This window comes from Streptomyces sp. HUAS 31, from assembly GCF_028198125.1.
Classification (GTDB): Bacteria; Actinomycetota; Actinomycetes; order Streptomycetales; family Streptomycetaceae; genus Streptomyces; species Streptomyces chartreusis.
In genome coordinates, this window is the sequence record NZ_CP116353.1 from 8,766,621 (window position 1) to 8,782,073 (window position 15,453).

At 72.2% G+C, this 15,453-nt stretch carries 5 protein-coding genes; 2 read left to right on the forward strand and 3 right to left on the reverse strand.

What is annotated here, in order from left to right; all coding sequences use genetic code 11:
• The first annotated feature begins 8 nt into the window (after window positions 1-8).
• Window positions 9-8,645: a type I polyketide synthase gene (locus tag PGH47_RS38120; protein WP_443048629.1), complete on the forward strand. Its 8,637-nt coding sequence runs from the start codon at window positions 9-11 to the stop codon at window positions 8,643-8,645.
• Between the two features lie 69 nt (window positions 8,646-8,714).
• Here PGH47_RS38120 and PGH47_RS38125 read toward each other — a convergent pair whose 3' ends face one another.
• The 3 genes from PGH47_RS38125 to PGH47_RS38135 all read right to left on the reverse strand — a co-directional run bounded on the left by PGH47_RS38125 (window position 8,715) and on the right by PGH47_RS38135 (window position 12,175).
• Complete coding sequence (locus PGH47_RS38125; RefSeq protein WP_271667232.1) at window positions 8,715-9,548, reverse strand: phytanoyl-CoA dioxygenase family protein; 834 nt, start codon at window positions 9,546-9,548, stop codon at window positions 8,715-8,717.
• 79 nt (window positions 9,549-9,627) lie between these two features.
• Window positions 9,628-10,818 (reverse strand): cytochrome P450, encoded by a 1,191-nt coding sequence (locus tag PGH47_RS38130; RefSeq protein WP_333938186.1) that lies wholly within the window; start codon window positions 10,816-10,818, stop codon window positions 9,628-9,630.
• A 175-nt stretch (window positions 10,819-10,993) separates the two neighbouring features.
• Window positions 10,994-12,175: a cytochrome P450 gene (locus tag PGH47_RS38135; RefSeq protein ID WP_271667233.1), complete on the reverse strand. Its 1,182-nt coding sequence runs from the start codon at window positions 12,173-12,175 to the stop codon at window positions 10,994-10,996.
• A 360-nt stretch (window positions 12,176-12,535) separates the two neighbouring features.
• Between PGH47_RS38135 and PGH47_RS38140 the strand changes: the two genes are divergently transcribed.
• Window positions 12,536-15,388: an ATP-binding protein gene (locus tag PGH47_RS38140; protein WP_271667234.1), complete on the forward strand. Its 2,853-nt coding sequence runs from the start codon at window positions 12,536-12,538 to the stop codon at window positions 15,386-15,388.
• Window positions 15,389-15,453 lie beyond the last annotated feature (65 nt).

Below are 15,453 nucleotides of genomic sequence, written 5' to 3' on the forward strand. Positions count from 1 at the left end.
GCAAGTCCCTGGAGGAGACCGAGACGCTGAAGAAGCGCAACCGCCAACTCGTCGCGGCCTCCCGCGAACCCATCGCGATCGTCGGAATGGCGTGCCGTTTCCCGGGTGATGTGTCGTCCCCGGAGGAATTGTGGGAAATGCTCGCCGCCGGCCGCGACGGAATGGTCCCGTTCCCTCAGGACCGCGGCTGGGACATCGACGGCCTTTACGACCCCGTTCCCGGACAGCCCGGCCGTACCTACGCGAACTCCGGTGGGTTTGTGTCGGGTGTGGCGGATTTTGATGCGGGGTTGTTTGGTGTTTCGCCGCGTGAGGCGTTGGCGATGGATCCGCAGCAGCGGTTGTTGTTGGAGGTGTCGTGGGAGGCGTTGGAGCGGGCTGGTGTGGATCCGGTGTCGGTGCGGGGGTCGGTGTCGGGTGTGTTTGTGGGGACGAATGGTCAGGATTATTTGTTGGCGTCGCGGGGTGGGTTTGGTGGGGTTGAGGGGTTTGTGGGGACGGGGTCTGCTGCGAGTGTGATGTCGGGGCGGGTGGCGTATGCGTTGGGGTTGGAGGGGCCGGCGGTGACGGTGGACACGGCGTGTTCGTCGGCGTTGGTGGCGGTTCATCTTGCGGTGGGTGCGTTGCGTTCGGGTGAGTGTGGTCTGGCGTTGGCGGGTGGGGTGACGGTGATGTCGACGCCTGCTGCGTTTGTGGAGTTTTCCCGGCAGCGGGGTCTTGCGGTGGATGGGCGGTGCAAGGCTTTTGGTGAGGGTGCGGATGGGACGGTGTGGGGGGAGGGTGGTGGTGTTCTGGTTTTGGAGCGGTTGTCGGATGCCCGTCGTCATGGTCATCCGGTGTTGGCGGTGGTGCGGGGGAGTGCGGTCAATCAGGATGGTGCCTCGAACGGTCTGACCGCGCCGAATGGTCCTTCCCAGCAGCGCGTTATCCGCCAGGCATTGCGGAATGCGGGCGTGGGGGCCGCGGACGTCGACGTGGTCGAGGCGCACGGAACGGGGACCGCGCTCGGGGATCCGATCGAGGCGCAGGCCCTGCTGACGGCGTACGGCCGTGACCGGGGTGAGCACGGCGAGCCGCTCTGGCTCGGCTCCGTGAAGTCGAATCTGGGGCATACGCAGGCCGCGGCGGGTGTCGCCGGCGTGATCAAGATGGTGCTGGCGATGCAGCGTGAGTCGCTGCCTGCGACGCTGCATGTCGATCGGCCTTCCCCGTATGTGGACTGGGAGGCGGGACAGGTCCGGCTGCTCAAGGAGTCACGGGCGTGGCCGCGAGGCGAGCGGCCCAGGCGGGCCGGTGTCTCGGCCTTCGGTATCAGCGGGACCAACGCCCACGTCATCCTGGAAGAAGCACCGGCCGAGAAGAACAGCAGCACCGAGTCCGACGCCGATCTCGCCCCGGCCGTCCAACTCCTCATCACCCCATGGCTGTTGGCCGGTCGCGACGCCGACAGTCTTCGTGCTCAAGCCGAACGTCTCGCCACCCACCTCACCGCGCACCCGGTCTCTCCCACCGACCTCGGCCACTCCCTGGCCACCACCCGTGCCGTTCTGACCCACCGCGCCGTCGTACTCGGATCGGCCCTCGATGAGCTGAGCGAGGGCGTACGTGCCCTCGCCGACGGGGAACAGCACCCGGCGGTCGTCACCGGCCACACACTCAAGGGCCGTACGGCATGGGTGTTCACCGGGCAGGGCAGCCAGCGGCCCGGCATGGGGCGCGAACTACACGCCGCCTTCCCGGAGTTCCGCCGAGCCCTGGACGAGGTCTGCGATCTCCTGGACGCCGAACTCGGTGCGGACGACCCCGACCACATCTCCCTGCGCGAGACCATGTTCACCGGCGACCCGGAGACCCTGTACCGCACCGGCCACGCCCAACCCGCCCTCTTCGCCCTGCAAGTGGCCCTCATCGCTCTCCTCCGCTCCTGGGGCATGCGGCCGGACTCCGTCCTCGGCCACTCGGTCGGCGAGTTTGCGGCTGCGTATGCGGCCGGGGTCTTCGAACTCCCGGATGCGGTAAGGCTGGTGGCGGCGCGGGCCCGGCTGATGCAGGCGCTGCCCGAGGGCGGCGCGATGGCCGCGATCGAGGCCGGGGAGGACGAGGTCGCCGAGGTGCTCAAGCGGGACGAGGGCGCCGGGGACGTGGTGATCGCCGCCGTGAACGGGCCGCGGTCCGTCGTGGTGTCGGGCACGGAGGGTGCTGTCGAGGGCGTGGTCGCCGAGTTCCACGATCGTGGCTGCCGTACGAAGCGACTGCGGGTCAGTCATGCCTTCCACTCGCCGCTGATGGACCCGATGCTGGCCGAGTTCACCACCGTCGCGGCCGGTGTCACCTACCGCACGCCGACCCTGCCCGCCGTCAGCACCCTCACCGGTGGGGTGCTGCGCGACGGGGACTGGACGACCCCGACGTACTGGATCGAGCAGGTCCGCCGGCCCGTACGGTTCCGCGACGCGCTCACCACCGTCACCGGCCCCCAGGGAGCCGTCCGGCTTCTGGAGATCGGGCCCGACGCCGTCCTCACCGCGCTCGCCCGGGAGGACGGACACGACGCCGCGGCCACGCTCCGGGCCGGACAGCCGGAGCCGCAGGCCGTCCTGACGGCGGTCGCCGAGATGTACGTCCGTGGCGCCGACGTCCGTTGGCCCGCGCTCTTCGAAGGGACGGGTGCGCGGCGGGTGGACCTGCCGACGTACGCGTTCAGCCGCGAGCGGTACTGGCTGCCCGACCACGTCGTTGCGGAGCGGGGCACGGGGACCGGCCCCGACGGTGTCGAGGCACGCTTCTGGGACCTCGTGGAGCGGGGCGACGTCGACGTGCTCGCCGAGCGGCTCGGTGTGTCCGGCGACCAGGCACTGGACACCCTCGTGCCCGCGCTGTCCGCCTGGCGCCGGCAGGGCCGCCTGGAGCTGGAGCAGGCGGCCCGCCGTTACCGCGTTCGGTGGCGGCCCGTCCGTCCCGCCGCCGACCCGGCCGCCCTCCCGGGCCGCTGGCTGGTGGCCACGCCCGACCCGGACGACCGGGCCGCGGCGGACATCTCCGCGGCACTGCGCCGGGCCGGCGCCGAGGTCGACCTGATCACCGTCACCGCCGCCGACACCCGTGCCGACGTGATGCGTCGCATCCGCGACATCGGCCCGGAGCCCACCCATGCCCTGGCCCTGGTGCCGACGCCGGGTGCCGTGCTCGCCCTGTGGCAGGCCCTCTTCGACAGCGCCCCGTCCGCCCGCCTGTGGTGCGCCACACGTTCCGCGCAGTCGGTGGGCGCCGGCGACGCCCCGTTCCGGCCCGACGAGGCCGCCGTATGGGGCCTCGGGCGCACGCTCGCCCTCGAACAGCCCGACCGCTGGGGCGGCCTCATCGACCTTCCCGCGCACCCCGACGCCGACGACGCGCAGCGCCTCGCGCACCTGCTGGCCGAGCCCGGTGACGAGGACCAACTCGCCCTGCGCCCCAACGGAGTCCTCGCGGCCCGCCTCGTCCGCGACACCGGCGTGAACGGGCAGTCCACCGCCACCTCCGGCGGACAGTCACGCAGCGCCCGCTTCCACGGCACCGCCCTCGTCACCGGAGGCACCGGCGCACTCGGCCGGCACATCGCCCACTGGCTCGTCGACCAGGGCGCCGAGCACGTCGTCCTGGTCTCGCGGCGCGGTGCCGACGCACCTGGCGCCCAGGACCTGCGCGACGAGCTGCGTGACCGCGGAGCCGACGTCACGCTCGCCGCCTGCGACGTCGCCGACCGCACCGCCCTCGCCGGCCTCCTGGACGCCCATCCGCCCACCGTCGTCGTCCACGCGGCAGGCATCCTCGACGACGGCCTCGCCGCCGACCTCACCCCCGAACGGCTGGCCCGCGTCCTCGCCGCGAAGGCCGACGCCGCCCGGCATCTGCACGAACTGACCGCCGACCGTGCTCTCGACGCATTCGTGCTCTTCTCGTCCACGGCCGGCGTCACCGGCAACGCCGGCCAGGCCGCCTACGCCGCCGCCAACGCCCGCCTCGACGCGCTCGCCCAGTACCGCCGTGCCGCCGGTCTGCCGGCCACGTCCGTCGCCTGGGGGCCCTGGGCCGGGGACGGCATGGCCGCCGACCCGGTCGTCACCACGTACCTGGCCCGGCTCGGGATCCGGCCGCTCACCCCCGACACCGCCCTCGACGCACTCGCGCGCACCCTCGACGACGACCGCACCTGCGTCACCGTCCTCGACGCCGACTGGGCCCGCTTCGCCGAGACCACCGCCTACGCCCGCCAGGGCTCACTCCTGCGCGAACTCACCGCCCCCGCACAACAGGACGCCCGCACCGCCCACGACCCCGAGCGCGCCACCGCGGGGTCCGGCGAACTCGCGACCGCCCTGCACGGCCGCCCACCCGCGGAACGGGAACGCCTCGTCCTCGCCCACGTACGGTCGACGGTCGCCGAGGTCCTCGGACACGGCTCCGCCGCCGCGATCGCCGCCGACCGCCCCTTCAACGACCTCGGCTTCGACTCGCTCACCTCGGTCGAACTGCGCAACCGCCTCGGCGCCGCGACCGGGCTGCGCCTGCCCGCCACCCTCGTCTACGACCACCCGACCCCCGCCGCCCTCGCGTCCCACATCCGCGCCCAACTCCCCGGCGCCGAAACCGAAATCGAGGCCCGGGACACCACCGCGGGCATCGCCACGGGAGACGCCCTCGACGACGACGCCGTGGCGATCGTCGGAATGGCGTGCCGTTTCCCGGGTGATGTGTCGTCCCCGGAGGAATTGTGGGAAATGCTCGCCGCCGGTCGTGACGGGGTGGTTCCGTTCCCCGCCGATCGTGGCTGGGACATCGAGCGCGTCTACCACCCCGACCCCGAGAATTCCGGGACTTCGTATGTGAATTCCGGTGGGTTTGTGTCGGGTGTGGCGGATTTTGATGCGGGGTTGTTTGGTGTTTCGCCGCGTGAGGCGTTGGCGATGGATCCGCAGCAGCGGTTGTTGTTGGAGGTGTCGTGGGAGGCGTTGGAGCGGGCTGGTGTGGATCCGGTGTCGGTGCGGGGGTCGGTGTCGGGTGTGTTTGTGGGGACGAATGGTCAGGATTATTTGTTGGCGTCGCGGGGTGGGTTTGGTGGGGTTGAGGGGTTTGTGGGGACGGGGTCTGCTGCGAGTGTGATGTCGGGGCGGGTGGCGTATGCGTTGGGGTTGGAGGGGCCGGCGGTGACGGTGGACACGGCGTGTTCGTCGGCGTTGGTGGCGGTTCATCTTGCGGTGGGTGCGTTGCGTTCGGGTGAGTGTGGTCTGGCGTTGGCGGGTGGGGTGACGGTGATGTCGACGCCTGCTGCGTTTGTGGAGTTTTCCCGGCAGCGGGGTCTTGCGGTGGATGGGCGGTGCAAGGCTTTTGGTGAGGGTGCGGATGGGACGGTGTGGGGGGAGGGTGGTGGTGTTCTGGTTTTGGAGCGGTTGTCGGATGCCCGTCGTCATGGTCATCCGGTGTTGGCGGTGGTGCGGGGGAGTGCGGTCAATCAGGATGGTGCCTCGAACGGTCTGACCGCGCCCAACGGTCCTTCCCAGCAGCGCGTTATTCGCCAGGCATTGAAGACGGCCGGAATCTCGGCTGCCGACGTGGATGTGGTCGAGGCCCATGGCACGGGTACGACGCTCGGTGACCCGATCGAGGCGCAGGCCCTGCTCTCCACCTACGGCCAGGAACGCACCGATGGGCCCCTGTGGCTGGGGTCGGTGAAGTCGAACCTGGGGCATACGCAGGCGGCGGCGGGTGTCGCGGGTGTGATCAAGATGGTGCTGGCGATGCAGCGTGAGGCGTTGCCCGCGACGCTGCACGTGGATCGGCCTTCCTCGCATGTGGACTGGGAGGCGGGGCAGGTCCGGCTGCTCAAGGAGTCACGGGCGTGGCCGCGAGGCGAGCGGCCCAGGCGGGCCGGTGTCTCGGCCTTCGGTATCAGCGGGACCAACGCCCACGTCATCCTCGAAGAAGCCCCCGAACCGGAGCAGCCTGCCCGGCCTGCACCGGAGGCTTCGCTCCCGCTCGTGCCCTGGGTGCTGTCCGCCCATCGCCCCGAGTCGCTCACCCGGCAGGCAGCCCGTCTCGCGACGGCCCTCACCGACGACCACGCGGCACACGACATCGGCCACTCCCTTGCCACCACCCGCGCCGCCCTGGCCCACCGCGCAGTCGCCCTCGGCCCCGACACCCCGACGCTGGCCGCCGCCCTCACGTCCTTCGGCACTGGAGCCACGCCCCCGGACATCGTCAGCGGCACCGTCACCGAGGGAGACACGGTCTGGTTGTTCACCGGCCAGGGGAGTCAGCGTCCGGGTATGGGGCGGGAGTTGTACGCCGGGTTCCCCGTGTTCGCGCGGACCTTCGACGAGGTGTGCGCGCACCTCGACGGGGAGTTCGACGGAGCCGCCGGATTCACCGCGGGCGTACGGGCCGTGGTCTTCGCTCCCGAGGGCTCGGCGGAGGCCGCGCTGCTGGACCGTACCGGCTATGCGCAGGCCGCTCTGTTCGCCGTACAGGTGTCCCTGGTGGAGCTGCTCCGCTCCTGGGGCACCGAGCCGGATTGCGTGGTCGGACACTCCGTGGGCGAGTTTGCGGCTGCGTATGCGGCCGGGGTCTTCGAACTCCCGGATGCGGTAAGGCTGGTGGCGGCGCGGGCCCGGCTGATGCAGGCGCTGCCCGAGGGCGGCGCGATGGCCGCGATCGAGGCCGGGGAGGACGAGGTCGCCGAGGTGCTCAAGCGGGACGAAGGTGCCGGGGACGTGGTGATCGCCGCCGTGAACGGGCCGCGGTCCGTCGTGGTGTCGGGCACGGAGAGCGCCGTAGAGGCCGCGCTCGCCGAGTTCCGGGAGCGGGGGTGCCGTACGAGCCGGCTCCGCGTCAGTCACGCCTTCCACTCACCCTTGATGAAGCCGGTGCTCGACGACTTCGCCGCCGTGGCCGACGGCATCACCTACCGCACGCCGGCCGTGCCCGCCGTCAGTACCGTCACCGGGCAGGCGCTGCGGGGCGGCGACTGGACGACCGCGCGCTACTGGGCGGACCAGATCGTCGCGCCGGTGCGCTTCCACGAGGCGCTCGCCACCGTCACCGCCGACCAAGGGTCCGGCCGGCTCCTGGAGATCGGCCCTGACCCGGTACTCAGCGCGCAGGCGCCCGCCGGGACGGCCGTGGCCGTGAGCGTCCTGCGCCGCGACCGGGCGGAGGTCGCCGCACTGCTCACCGCCCTCGCCGAAGTCTTCGTCCATGGCACGGAGGTCGACTGGGGTGCCGTGTTCGCCGGGACCGGCGCGCGCCGCGTCGACCTGCCGACGTACGCCTTCCAGCGGCGGAGGTACTGGCTGCCCGACCGCGCGGGTGAGGACGGCGCGATGGGCTTCCTCGGCATTCCGGAGGCTCCGCGAGAGCTGCCCTTCCGCGAGCCTCTGCCCGCTGCCTACGAACAGCCGACTCCCACAGTGCCCGTCAACCGCCTCCGCTCGCTGCCCCCGGCCGAGCGCGAGAGCGCGGTACTGGAGCTCGTCGTCGCCCAAGTGGCCCGGATCCTCGGGCACTCCGACACCGGAGAGGTCGGCGCCGCGCAGCGGTTCCTCGAACTGGGCTTCACCTCACTGTCCCTGGCCGACCTCCGCAACCGCGTCGCACGCGCCTGCGGCGTGGAACTGCCGACGTCCGCCCTCTACGAGCACGCCACGCCGCGTGCCCTCGCCGCCCACGTCGGTGGGCAACTCGGGGACAGGCAGCGGCAGTCGGCCGTATCCGCCGACTCCGTGACCGCGCTCGTGCGGTACGCCTTCGAGCGGGAGCAGTACGACAGGGGACTGGACATGCTGCACCTCGCGGCCGCGATGCGTCCGGCGTTCGGCCTGCCCGACACGCCGGACGGCACGACGCCGGGAACGCCGCAGGACACGCCGTCCGGCGGGGCGCCCCAGCCGGACGCCCGCCCAGGCGCGACCGCCCCCGCGCCGCGCCCAGTCCGGCTCGCCACGGGCGGCGAGGGCGAGGCCCTCCTGTGCCTGCCGTCGCTGGTCGCACCCGTCACCGCCTACCAGTACTCCCGGTTCGCCGCCGCCCTGCACGGCAGCCGTGACGTCTGGGTGCTGCCCGCGCCGGGCTACGCGGCCGGCGAGGCACTGCCCGACAGCCCCGAGGCCGCCGCCGCCCGGCAGGCGGAGGCCGTCCTCGCCGCCTTCGGGGACAAGCCGCTCACCCTCGTCGGCTACTCCTCCGGCGGCTGGCAGGCCCACCTCCTGGCCGCCGTACTCACCGATGCGGGCGCACCCCCGCGTGCCCTGGTGCTGCTCGACTCGCCGGAGACACCCGAGGAGAACCTCGCGCTCGCCATGGTCGCCACCTCCTGCCGTCTCATGCGGGAACACCCGGACGTCCCCGTCGTCGCCGACCAGCTCACCGCGACCGCCCACTACGGCCGCCTGTTCGACGGATGGCGGCCCGTGCCCGCCGCCGAGGCGCCGCGGACATTGTTCGTGTCCGCCGCGCACCACGACCCGGCGCTGCTCCTGGGCGCCGACCGGCCCGAGTGGCCGCTGCCGCACGAGGCAGTCGAGGTGCCCGGCACCCACATCAGCCTGTTGGACGGCGACGCCGACACCACCGCACGCGCCGTGCACGCCTGGCTGCTGGGGCGCTGAACACGGCGAGGGCCGCCGCGCGGTGTGCGCGGCGGCCCTCGCCGTGGTGACGCCGTTCGGCGACGATGGTCAGTCGTCGAGCAGCCGGATCGGGTCCTCCTGCTCGTACCAGCCCAGGAACGGCGGGCACAGGCCCCAGCCGAGCAGCCGCTGTAGCTCCTCGGGGTACTCACGGACGATCTCCCGCGGCACGGCCAGATACTGGTTCTCCTCCTGGCGCAGATTGCCGCGCACCAGCGCGAGCGTGAGGCCGGTGCGGGCGTCGTCGGCGAGGTTCGCGCCGCCGCCGTGGAACAGGCCGCCCACCCAGATCAGGCAGGACCCCGGATCCATCTCCGCCTGTACCGCCTCCTCCGGGCGCGGCGCCCGCTCCGCCTCCCACAGATGGCTGCCCGGGTAGACCATCGTGGCGCCGTTCTCCTCGGTGAACTCGCTCATCGCCAGCATGATCTGCACCCGGTTCGTCGGGCCGGGGCTGGGCAGCAGATGCGCGATGTCGTCGCGATGCGGCGGCTGAGCGGTCTCGCCGGGCCAGATCTGGATCAACTGGGTGATGCTGACCTGGACGTTCGGGGCGAGATCCGTGCGCTGCCGGCCGAACCAGTTCGTCGAGGGGCGCTCGATCAGGTCCCGGGCGGTGCCCAGGTACAGCGGATCGAGCGCGATGTGCTCCATGTGCCGGGAGCGGGCGAAGAGCGAGCTGAGCCGCTTGGTGCGCTGGCCGGTGAACGAGCTGTCGCCGTAGCCGACGCCGTCGAGCGCGGGGCCGAGGTCGTCCCACAGACCCTTCAGGGTCGTCTCGTCGACGAGGTTCTCCACGATCACACCGCCGTCGCGCTCCAGGACGGCGGTGACGTCGGACACCGTTGCGGTGGCGGGAAGCCGGGTCAGGTCTGCGGGCATGCGGAATCCTGGTTCTGTGGGTTTCGGTCGGCAAAGTGCCCCGGCCGGAGTCGCACGAAGCGGCCGGGTGGCCGGAGGGTCACCAGCGCACCGGGAGTTCGGCGAGCCCGTACAGCACGCCGTTGTCCTTGTGGCTCAAGTCCTCGACAGCGCAGTCCAGCCGGATGCCGGGCAGTCGCTCGAACAGCACGCGGTAGGCCAACTCCATCTCGACGCGCACGAGATGCTGGCCCAGGCACTTGTGCCGGCCGTGGCCGAAGGCGACATGGCCCTGGGCCGAGCGGCCGGGGTCGAAGGCGTGCGGGCAGGCGAACCGGCCGTCGTCGTAGTTCGCGGCGGCCACCAGCGGTGCCACGCCCTCGCCCGCCCTGATGAGCTGGCCGCCTATCTCCACGTCCGCCACGGCCACCCGCAGCGGCACCAGATCGGCGACGGAGTAGAACCGCAGCAGTTCGTCCACGATGCCCGGGTCGCCGATCCACTCCGGATGCGTCATGAGGGGCACCGCGCCGAGGGCGATGTTGTTGGCGGTGGTCTCCTGGCCGGCGATGAGCAGCAGCAGGGCCGCCCCGCCGACCTCCATCGGGGCGAGTTCCCCGGAGGCGAGCATCGTGCTGATCATGTCGTCGCCGGGCCGGTGCCGCTTGATGATGACCATCCGGCCCAGATAGCGCAGGAGTTCCGTGGTCGCCCGGTCCCGTTCCTCGTCGGTGGCGGACAGGGTGACCAGGACCGAGATCCGGGACTCGAAGAAGGCCCGGTCGGCGTTGGGCACGCCCAGCAGCTCGCAGATCACCAGCGACGGAATCGGTACGGCGTAGTCGGCGACCAGATCGGCCGGGCTGCCCTTGGCGACCAGCGACTCCGCGCAGTCCTCGACGACCTTCTGGATCCGGGGACGCAGCTCCTTCATCCTGCGTGCGGTGAAGTCCTGCATCAGGATCTTGCGGTAGCGGTCGTGCTCGGGCGGGTCGAGGGTGGCGAACCAGCCGGGAATCTGGGTCTGCGCCGGCGGTCCGCCGGTACGGCCCGGGGTGGGGAACCCCTCGTTGCGGGAGTCCGAGCTGAGGTGCGGGTGGAGCAGGGCCTCGCGCACGTCCTCGAACCGGGTCAGCAGCCAGACGCGCTGGCCGCCCGGCATCATCGACCAGGCCAGCCCGTCCCGCCCGCGCAACTCGGCGTAGCCGGGCGGGGGGAAGGGCTCGCCGGGCCGGCGGAACGGGAAGTCGACCTGCCGTGCGGCGTCGTCCCTCATGTCGGTCGCTGTCACGTGCCGTCCCCTCTCACCGGGAGGTGCACCGGGACTTCCGGACCCCGATGTGAGACGAAGGATGGGCCGCTCACGGCGGGCAAATCCCTAGTTCTGGTAGGGGATCGGAAGCCCCGGTGCGGGGTCGGGGTCGGTACTGACGGTCATGAGGTGGCCGACGGGCGGTGGTGGTTCGCTACCACCGCACCGGCAGCTCCGCCGGCCCTCCGACGAGCCGCCCGGCACTGGTCATGAGCTGCTCGTGCGGGACCACGGGACGCAGCTGGGGCATGCGCGTGAACAGTGCGGTGAACGCCTCCGCCAGCTCGATCCGGGCCAGCGAGGCGCCGAGGCAGTGCCAGATGCCGTGCCCGAACGACAGGTGCGGGTTGGGCGCCCGGCGCGGGTCGAACTCCCCGGCCTGCTCGAAGACACGGTCGTCGTGGTTGGCCAGCGCGAAGTCCAGCAGCACCAGGTCGCCGGCCCGGATGGTGACGCCGGCGATGTCGATGTCGGCGGCGGCGTAGCGGGGCAGGACGGAGCCGGACTGCTTGCCGTTGCGCAGGACTTCCTCCACGAGCCCGGCCATCGCCTCCGGGTCATCCAGCGCCGTCCGCAGCCGCTCCGGGTGGCGGCTGAGCAGCGCGACGCCCAGGGTGATGAAGCTCGCCACGCTCTCCAGGCCCGCCATCAGCAGCGTCGCGGCGAGCGCGGCGGCCTGCTCGGTGGGGACGCCGGCGGTGACGAGACGGGTCAGGACGTCGTCGCGCGGTGCGGTCCGCTTGGCCTCGGCGAGCGCCCCGAAGAGGGCGAACAGCGGGCCCGGGCCGGGTGCGGCCTCCCCGTCCTTCCCTATCCGGCCGATGTCGGCGAGGAGTTGCGTGGCGCGTTCCCGTTCATCGGCGGGGACGCCGATCAGCTCGTGCAGGATGCTCAGCGAGTACGGCAGCGCGAAGTGCCCGTGCAGATCGGCGGGTTGCTCACGGCCTGCGAAGGTCTCGGCGATCGCCCGCGCGGCGCCGGCCACTCGGGGTCTCAGCTCCTGCATGCGGCGCGCGGCGAACTGCGGGCCGAGCAGGGCACGGGAGCGGCGGTGCATCTCACGGGCCGTGTCGGCGTCGTCGATGATCAGCATCTGGACGAGCGGGCTGTCGACGTACTTGGGCGCGGTCGTGGGGGCGGGGTGGAAGCGGCCCAGCCGCTCGTCGTGGAGGAGGGCCTTCGTCTCGGCGTGCCGGGTGACGAGCCAGGCCTCGTCGCCGGCCGGGGTCCGCACGCGGCGGACGGGCGCCTCGTCCCTCAGCGCCCGCAGCGGGCTGGGCGCGAACACGGGGCGCGAGTCGGTGTCGAGCACGGGTAACGGCGGTGTGTGCGGCATGGGGCCGAGCCTGCCGCCCCCGCACTGACGATTTCCCGAGAGTTCGGAGCGGGGCTCACCACTCCACTCATGTGTGGTGCGCCACACTCAAATGTGAATGCGGCTCACCTTCCTTGCTGCGTGCATCGAATGAACCGGAACATGCAATTCCGGTCAACCTCCTGACCGGCGGAAGGGCGCTGTGAGGTGACCTCGGGTTGGCATTCGTAAACGTGTGAATGTGGCCCTTGGGGGCGCGCGACCGCATCGCGCGCGGGCGAGGATCACCCCTGCTCGTGCGTATGATCGGACGAGAAAACGGTCGTTCGGTTCGTACATTCCGCCAACTGTTCCGAGTGGCGGCGCAATACAGGAGACGCGGTGGCTTTAACCTCCGGCCTCAAGTCGGAAGACGAGCCCACGCTCGTCGGTCGAGACCTGGAACTGGCCCTGATCCGTGAGCACCTCCACGGACTGGGCGAAGGCCGTGCGGTCCTGCTGCGCGGCCCCGCCGGAATCGGCAAGACCCGGCTGATGCACGAGGTGCTCACCGACCTGGACTCGGACGCCCGTGTCCTCACCGTCAAGTGCCAGGCGAGCGGCGGCGCCGCCTACGCCGCCGTGCGCGGACTGTTCGCACCCCTCGGACTCACCGACGGCGACCCCGCCCGGCATCCACTGCTCGCCGGCAGCTCCGCGCTGGCGGGCAGCGCCGCCCTCGCCCTGCCCGCCCTCACCACGGACGGCGACCCCGAAGGCCGGCCGGCCGACATGTACGGCGTCATGCACGGCCTGTACTGGCTCACCGCCTCGCTCGCCGCGGAACGTCCCGTCGTCCTGGCCGTCGACGACCTCCAGTGGTGCGACGAGGCGTCGTTGAGCTGGCTCGGTTTCCTGCTGCGACGGGCCGAGGGCCTGCCGGTCTCCCTGCTCCTCACCCTGCGCACCGAGGTCGAGCCCGCGCGCCTCGACGTGCTGGACGAGATGGCCGACGCCCCCTCCTGCCTCACCGTCGACGTCGAACCGCTCACCGACCACGCCGTGCGCGACATGCTCGCCGCGTCCCTCGCCGTCGCACCCGACGCCGCCGTCGTCGCACGCTGCATGGAACTGACCGGCGGCACCCCCTTCCTCGTCCAGCTCCTCGTGCGCGAGCTGAAGGGCCGCGCCCGGGATGCCGCACTGGACGCCGACGCACTGCACGACGGCCTCGGGCACGGCACCATCGCCCGCTTCCACCTCGACCGGCTCACCCCCGAACGACTTGCCGTCGCCAAGGCCCTCGCGGTCCTGGAGTCCGACGACATCGAAACCGTCGCGGCCCTCGCCGGCACCACCCCCGGCCCCGCCGCCGGCGCCGTCGACGCCCTGCGCGCCGCCGGGCTGCTGTACCCCGACTCCCTCGCCTACCGCCACGACCTCATGCGCCAGGCCGTCCTGGACGCGACACCGGCCGAGCAACGCCTCGCGCTGCGCGAGCGCGCCGCACGCCTGCTCAACGACTCGGGGCACCCCAGCGACCAGGTCGCCGTCCAGCTGATGCACCTGCCCGAGGTGCCCGAGCCCTGGATGGTCACCGTCCTGCGCTCCGCCGCGCTCGGCGCCGAGCAGCGCGGCGCACCCGCCACCGCGGGTCAGTACCTCTCCCGCGCCCTGCGGCACGACCTCGACGACATCGAGCTGCTGTCCGCCTCCGCCCGGGTCCTCGCCCACTCCGACCACCCCACCGCGCTCAGCCGCCTGGAACACGCGCTGACCCTCGCCACCGACCCGCGTCTGCGCTGCCGACTCGTCCTCCAGTACGTCATCACCTCCCTCGGCGCCCAGAACTCACTGCGGGCCTTCGAGTTGGTCGGCGAGACACTCCCCATGGTCGAGGCCGAACTGGGCGACGCCCCGGACGAACAGGCCCTGCGCACCCTCGTCGAGGCGATGGCGCTCGTCTCCGGGCTGGACGAGAAGTCCACCGTGCGCCGCGTCAGCGAACGGTTCCGCGACCACACCCTGCCGCCCGGCGAGACCGCCGAGGAACGGCTGCTGCTCGGCATGCTGTGCGCCCTCGGCACCCTGGAGGGCCGCCCCGCCGCCGAACTGGTCCCGGCCGCCGAACGGGTACTGCGGGTGGGTGACGTCTCACTGGGCGGCTGGGGCGCCCTCGGCGCGAGCCTCACCCTGTACCTGGCCGACGAGATCAGGCCCGTCGAGCTGGTGCTCACCACCCTGCTCGAACACGCCCAGAAGCGCGGCCAGGCCTGGAACAGCGCCCTCGTCTCCACCACCCGCGCCCAGGTGCACATGTGGGCCGGCAACATAGCCCAGGCGCTGTCCGACGCACAGCTCGCCTTCGACCTCGTCCACCGCGACCTGCATGTGAAGAGCGCCGTCGGCCCGCACTGCACCCTCGCGGACGTCCTGGTCCTGCGCGGCGACGCCCGCAAGGCCGAGGAACTCCTCGATCTTGTGCGCCGGCCCCGCCTGGACCAGTTCACGCTGGAGTCGCACACCTACATGATGAGCCGGGCCCGCACCCGCGCCGCGCTCGGCGACCTGGAGGGCGCCCTCGGCCATCTCCTGCGCTGCGGCGACAGCCTCGCCGAGGCGGGCATCGGCAACCCCGTGCTGGCGCCCTGGTGGTACGACGCCGCGCAAGTGCTCGCCGACCTCGGCCGGTTCGGCGAGGGACGGGACATTCTCGACCGGGTGGCGCCGGCGGTGCTGCGCTGGGGCACACCCCGGGCCCAGGGCATGCTCGCCGTCTCCCGCGGTGTCCTCACGCCCGGCGACACCGGCGTCGACGAACTGACCGAGGCCACCCGACTCCTCGACGGCAGCCCCGGCCGCCTGGAGCACGCCCGCGCCGAGTACCTGCTCGGCCGACGGCTGCTGGAGCGCGGCGACGCCGAGGGCGCGCGCGAACGGCTGCGCCGTGCCATCGACATCGCCGTACTGTGCGGTGACCGGCAACTCCTCGACCAGGCGGTGCCCGCACTCGGCGCGGCCGGCGGCCGCCTGCGCAGCGGCACCGAGTCGCCCACCGACGCGCTGAGCGGCAGCGAACGCCAGGTCGCCGAGCGGGCCGCCGCGGGAGCCACCAACCGGGAGATCGCCGAGGCCCTCTTCCTCACCCAGCGCACCGTGGAGTTCCACCTCACGAGCGTGTACCGCAAGCTCGGCATCCGCGGGCGGGGCGAACTCGCCGCCGTCCTCGCCGCCGAGCGCAGGCCCGTCGGCTGAGACGCAGACAGCGCCGCGCCCGGACCGGTCGCGGCGCCCCACCTCGGCGGCGAAGTTTAGGGTTT

What these genes read in the sequence shown, in the direction of transcription:
- PGH47_RS38125 (WP_271667232.1), bottom strand. Translation starts at nt 9,548, where the DNA reads ATGCCCGCAGACCTGACCCGGCTTCCCGCCACCGCAACGGTGTCCGAC.
- PGH47_RS38135 (WP_271667233.1), bottom strand. Translation starts at nt 12,175, where the DNA reads ATGCCGCACACACCGCCGTTACCCGTGCTCGACACCGACTCGCGCCCC.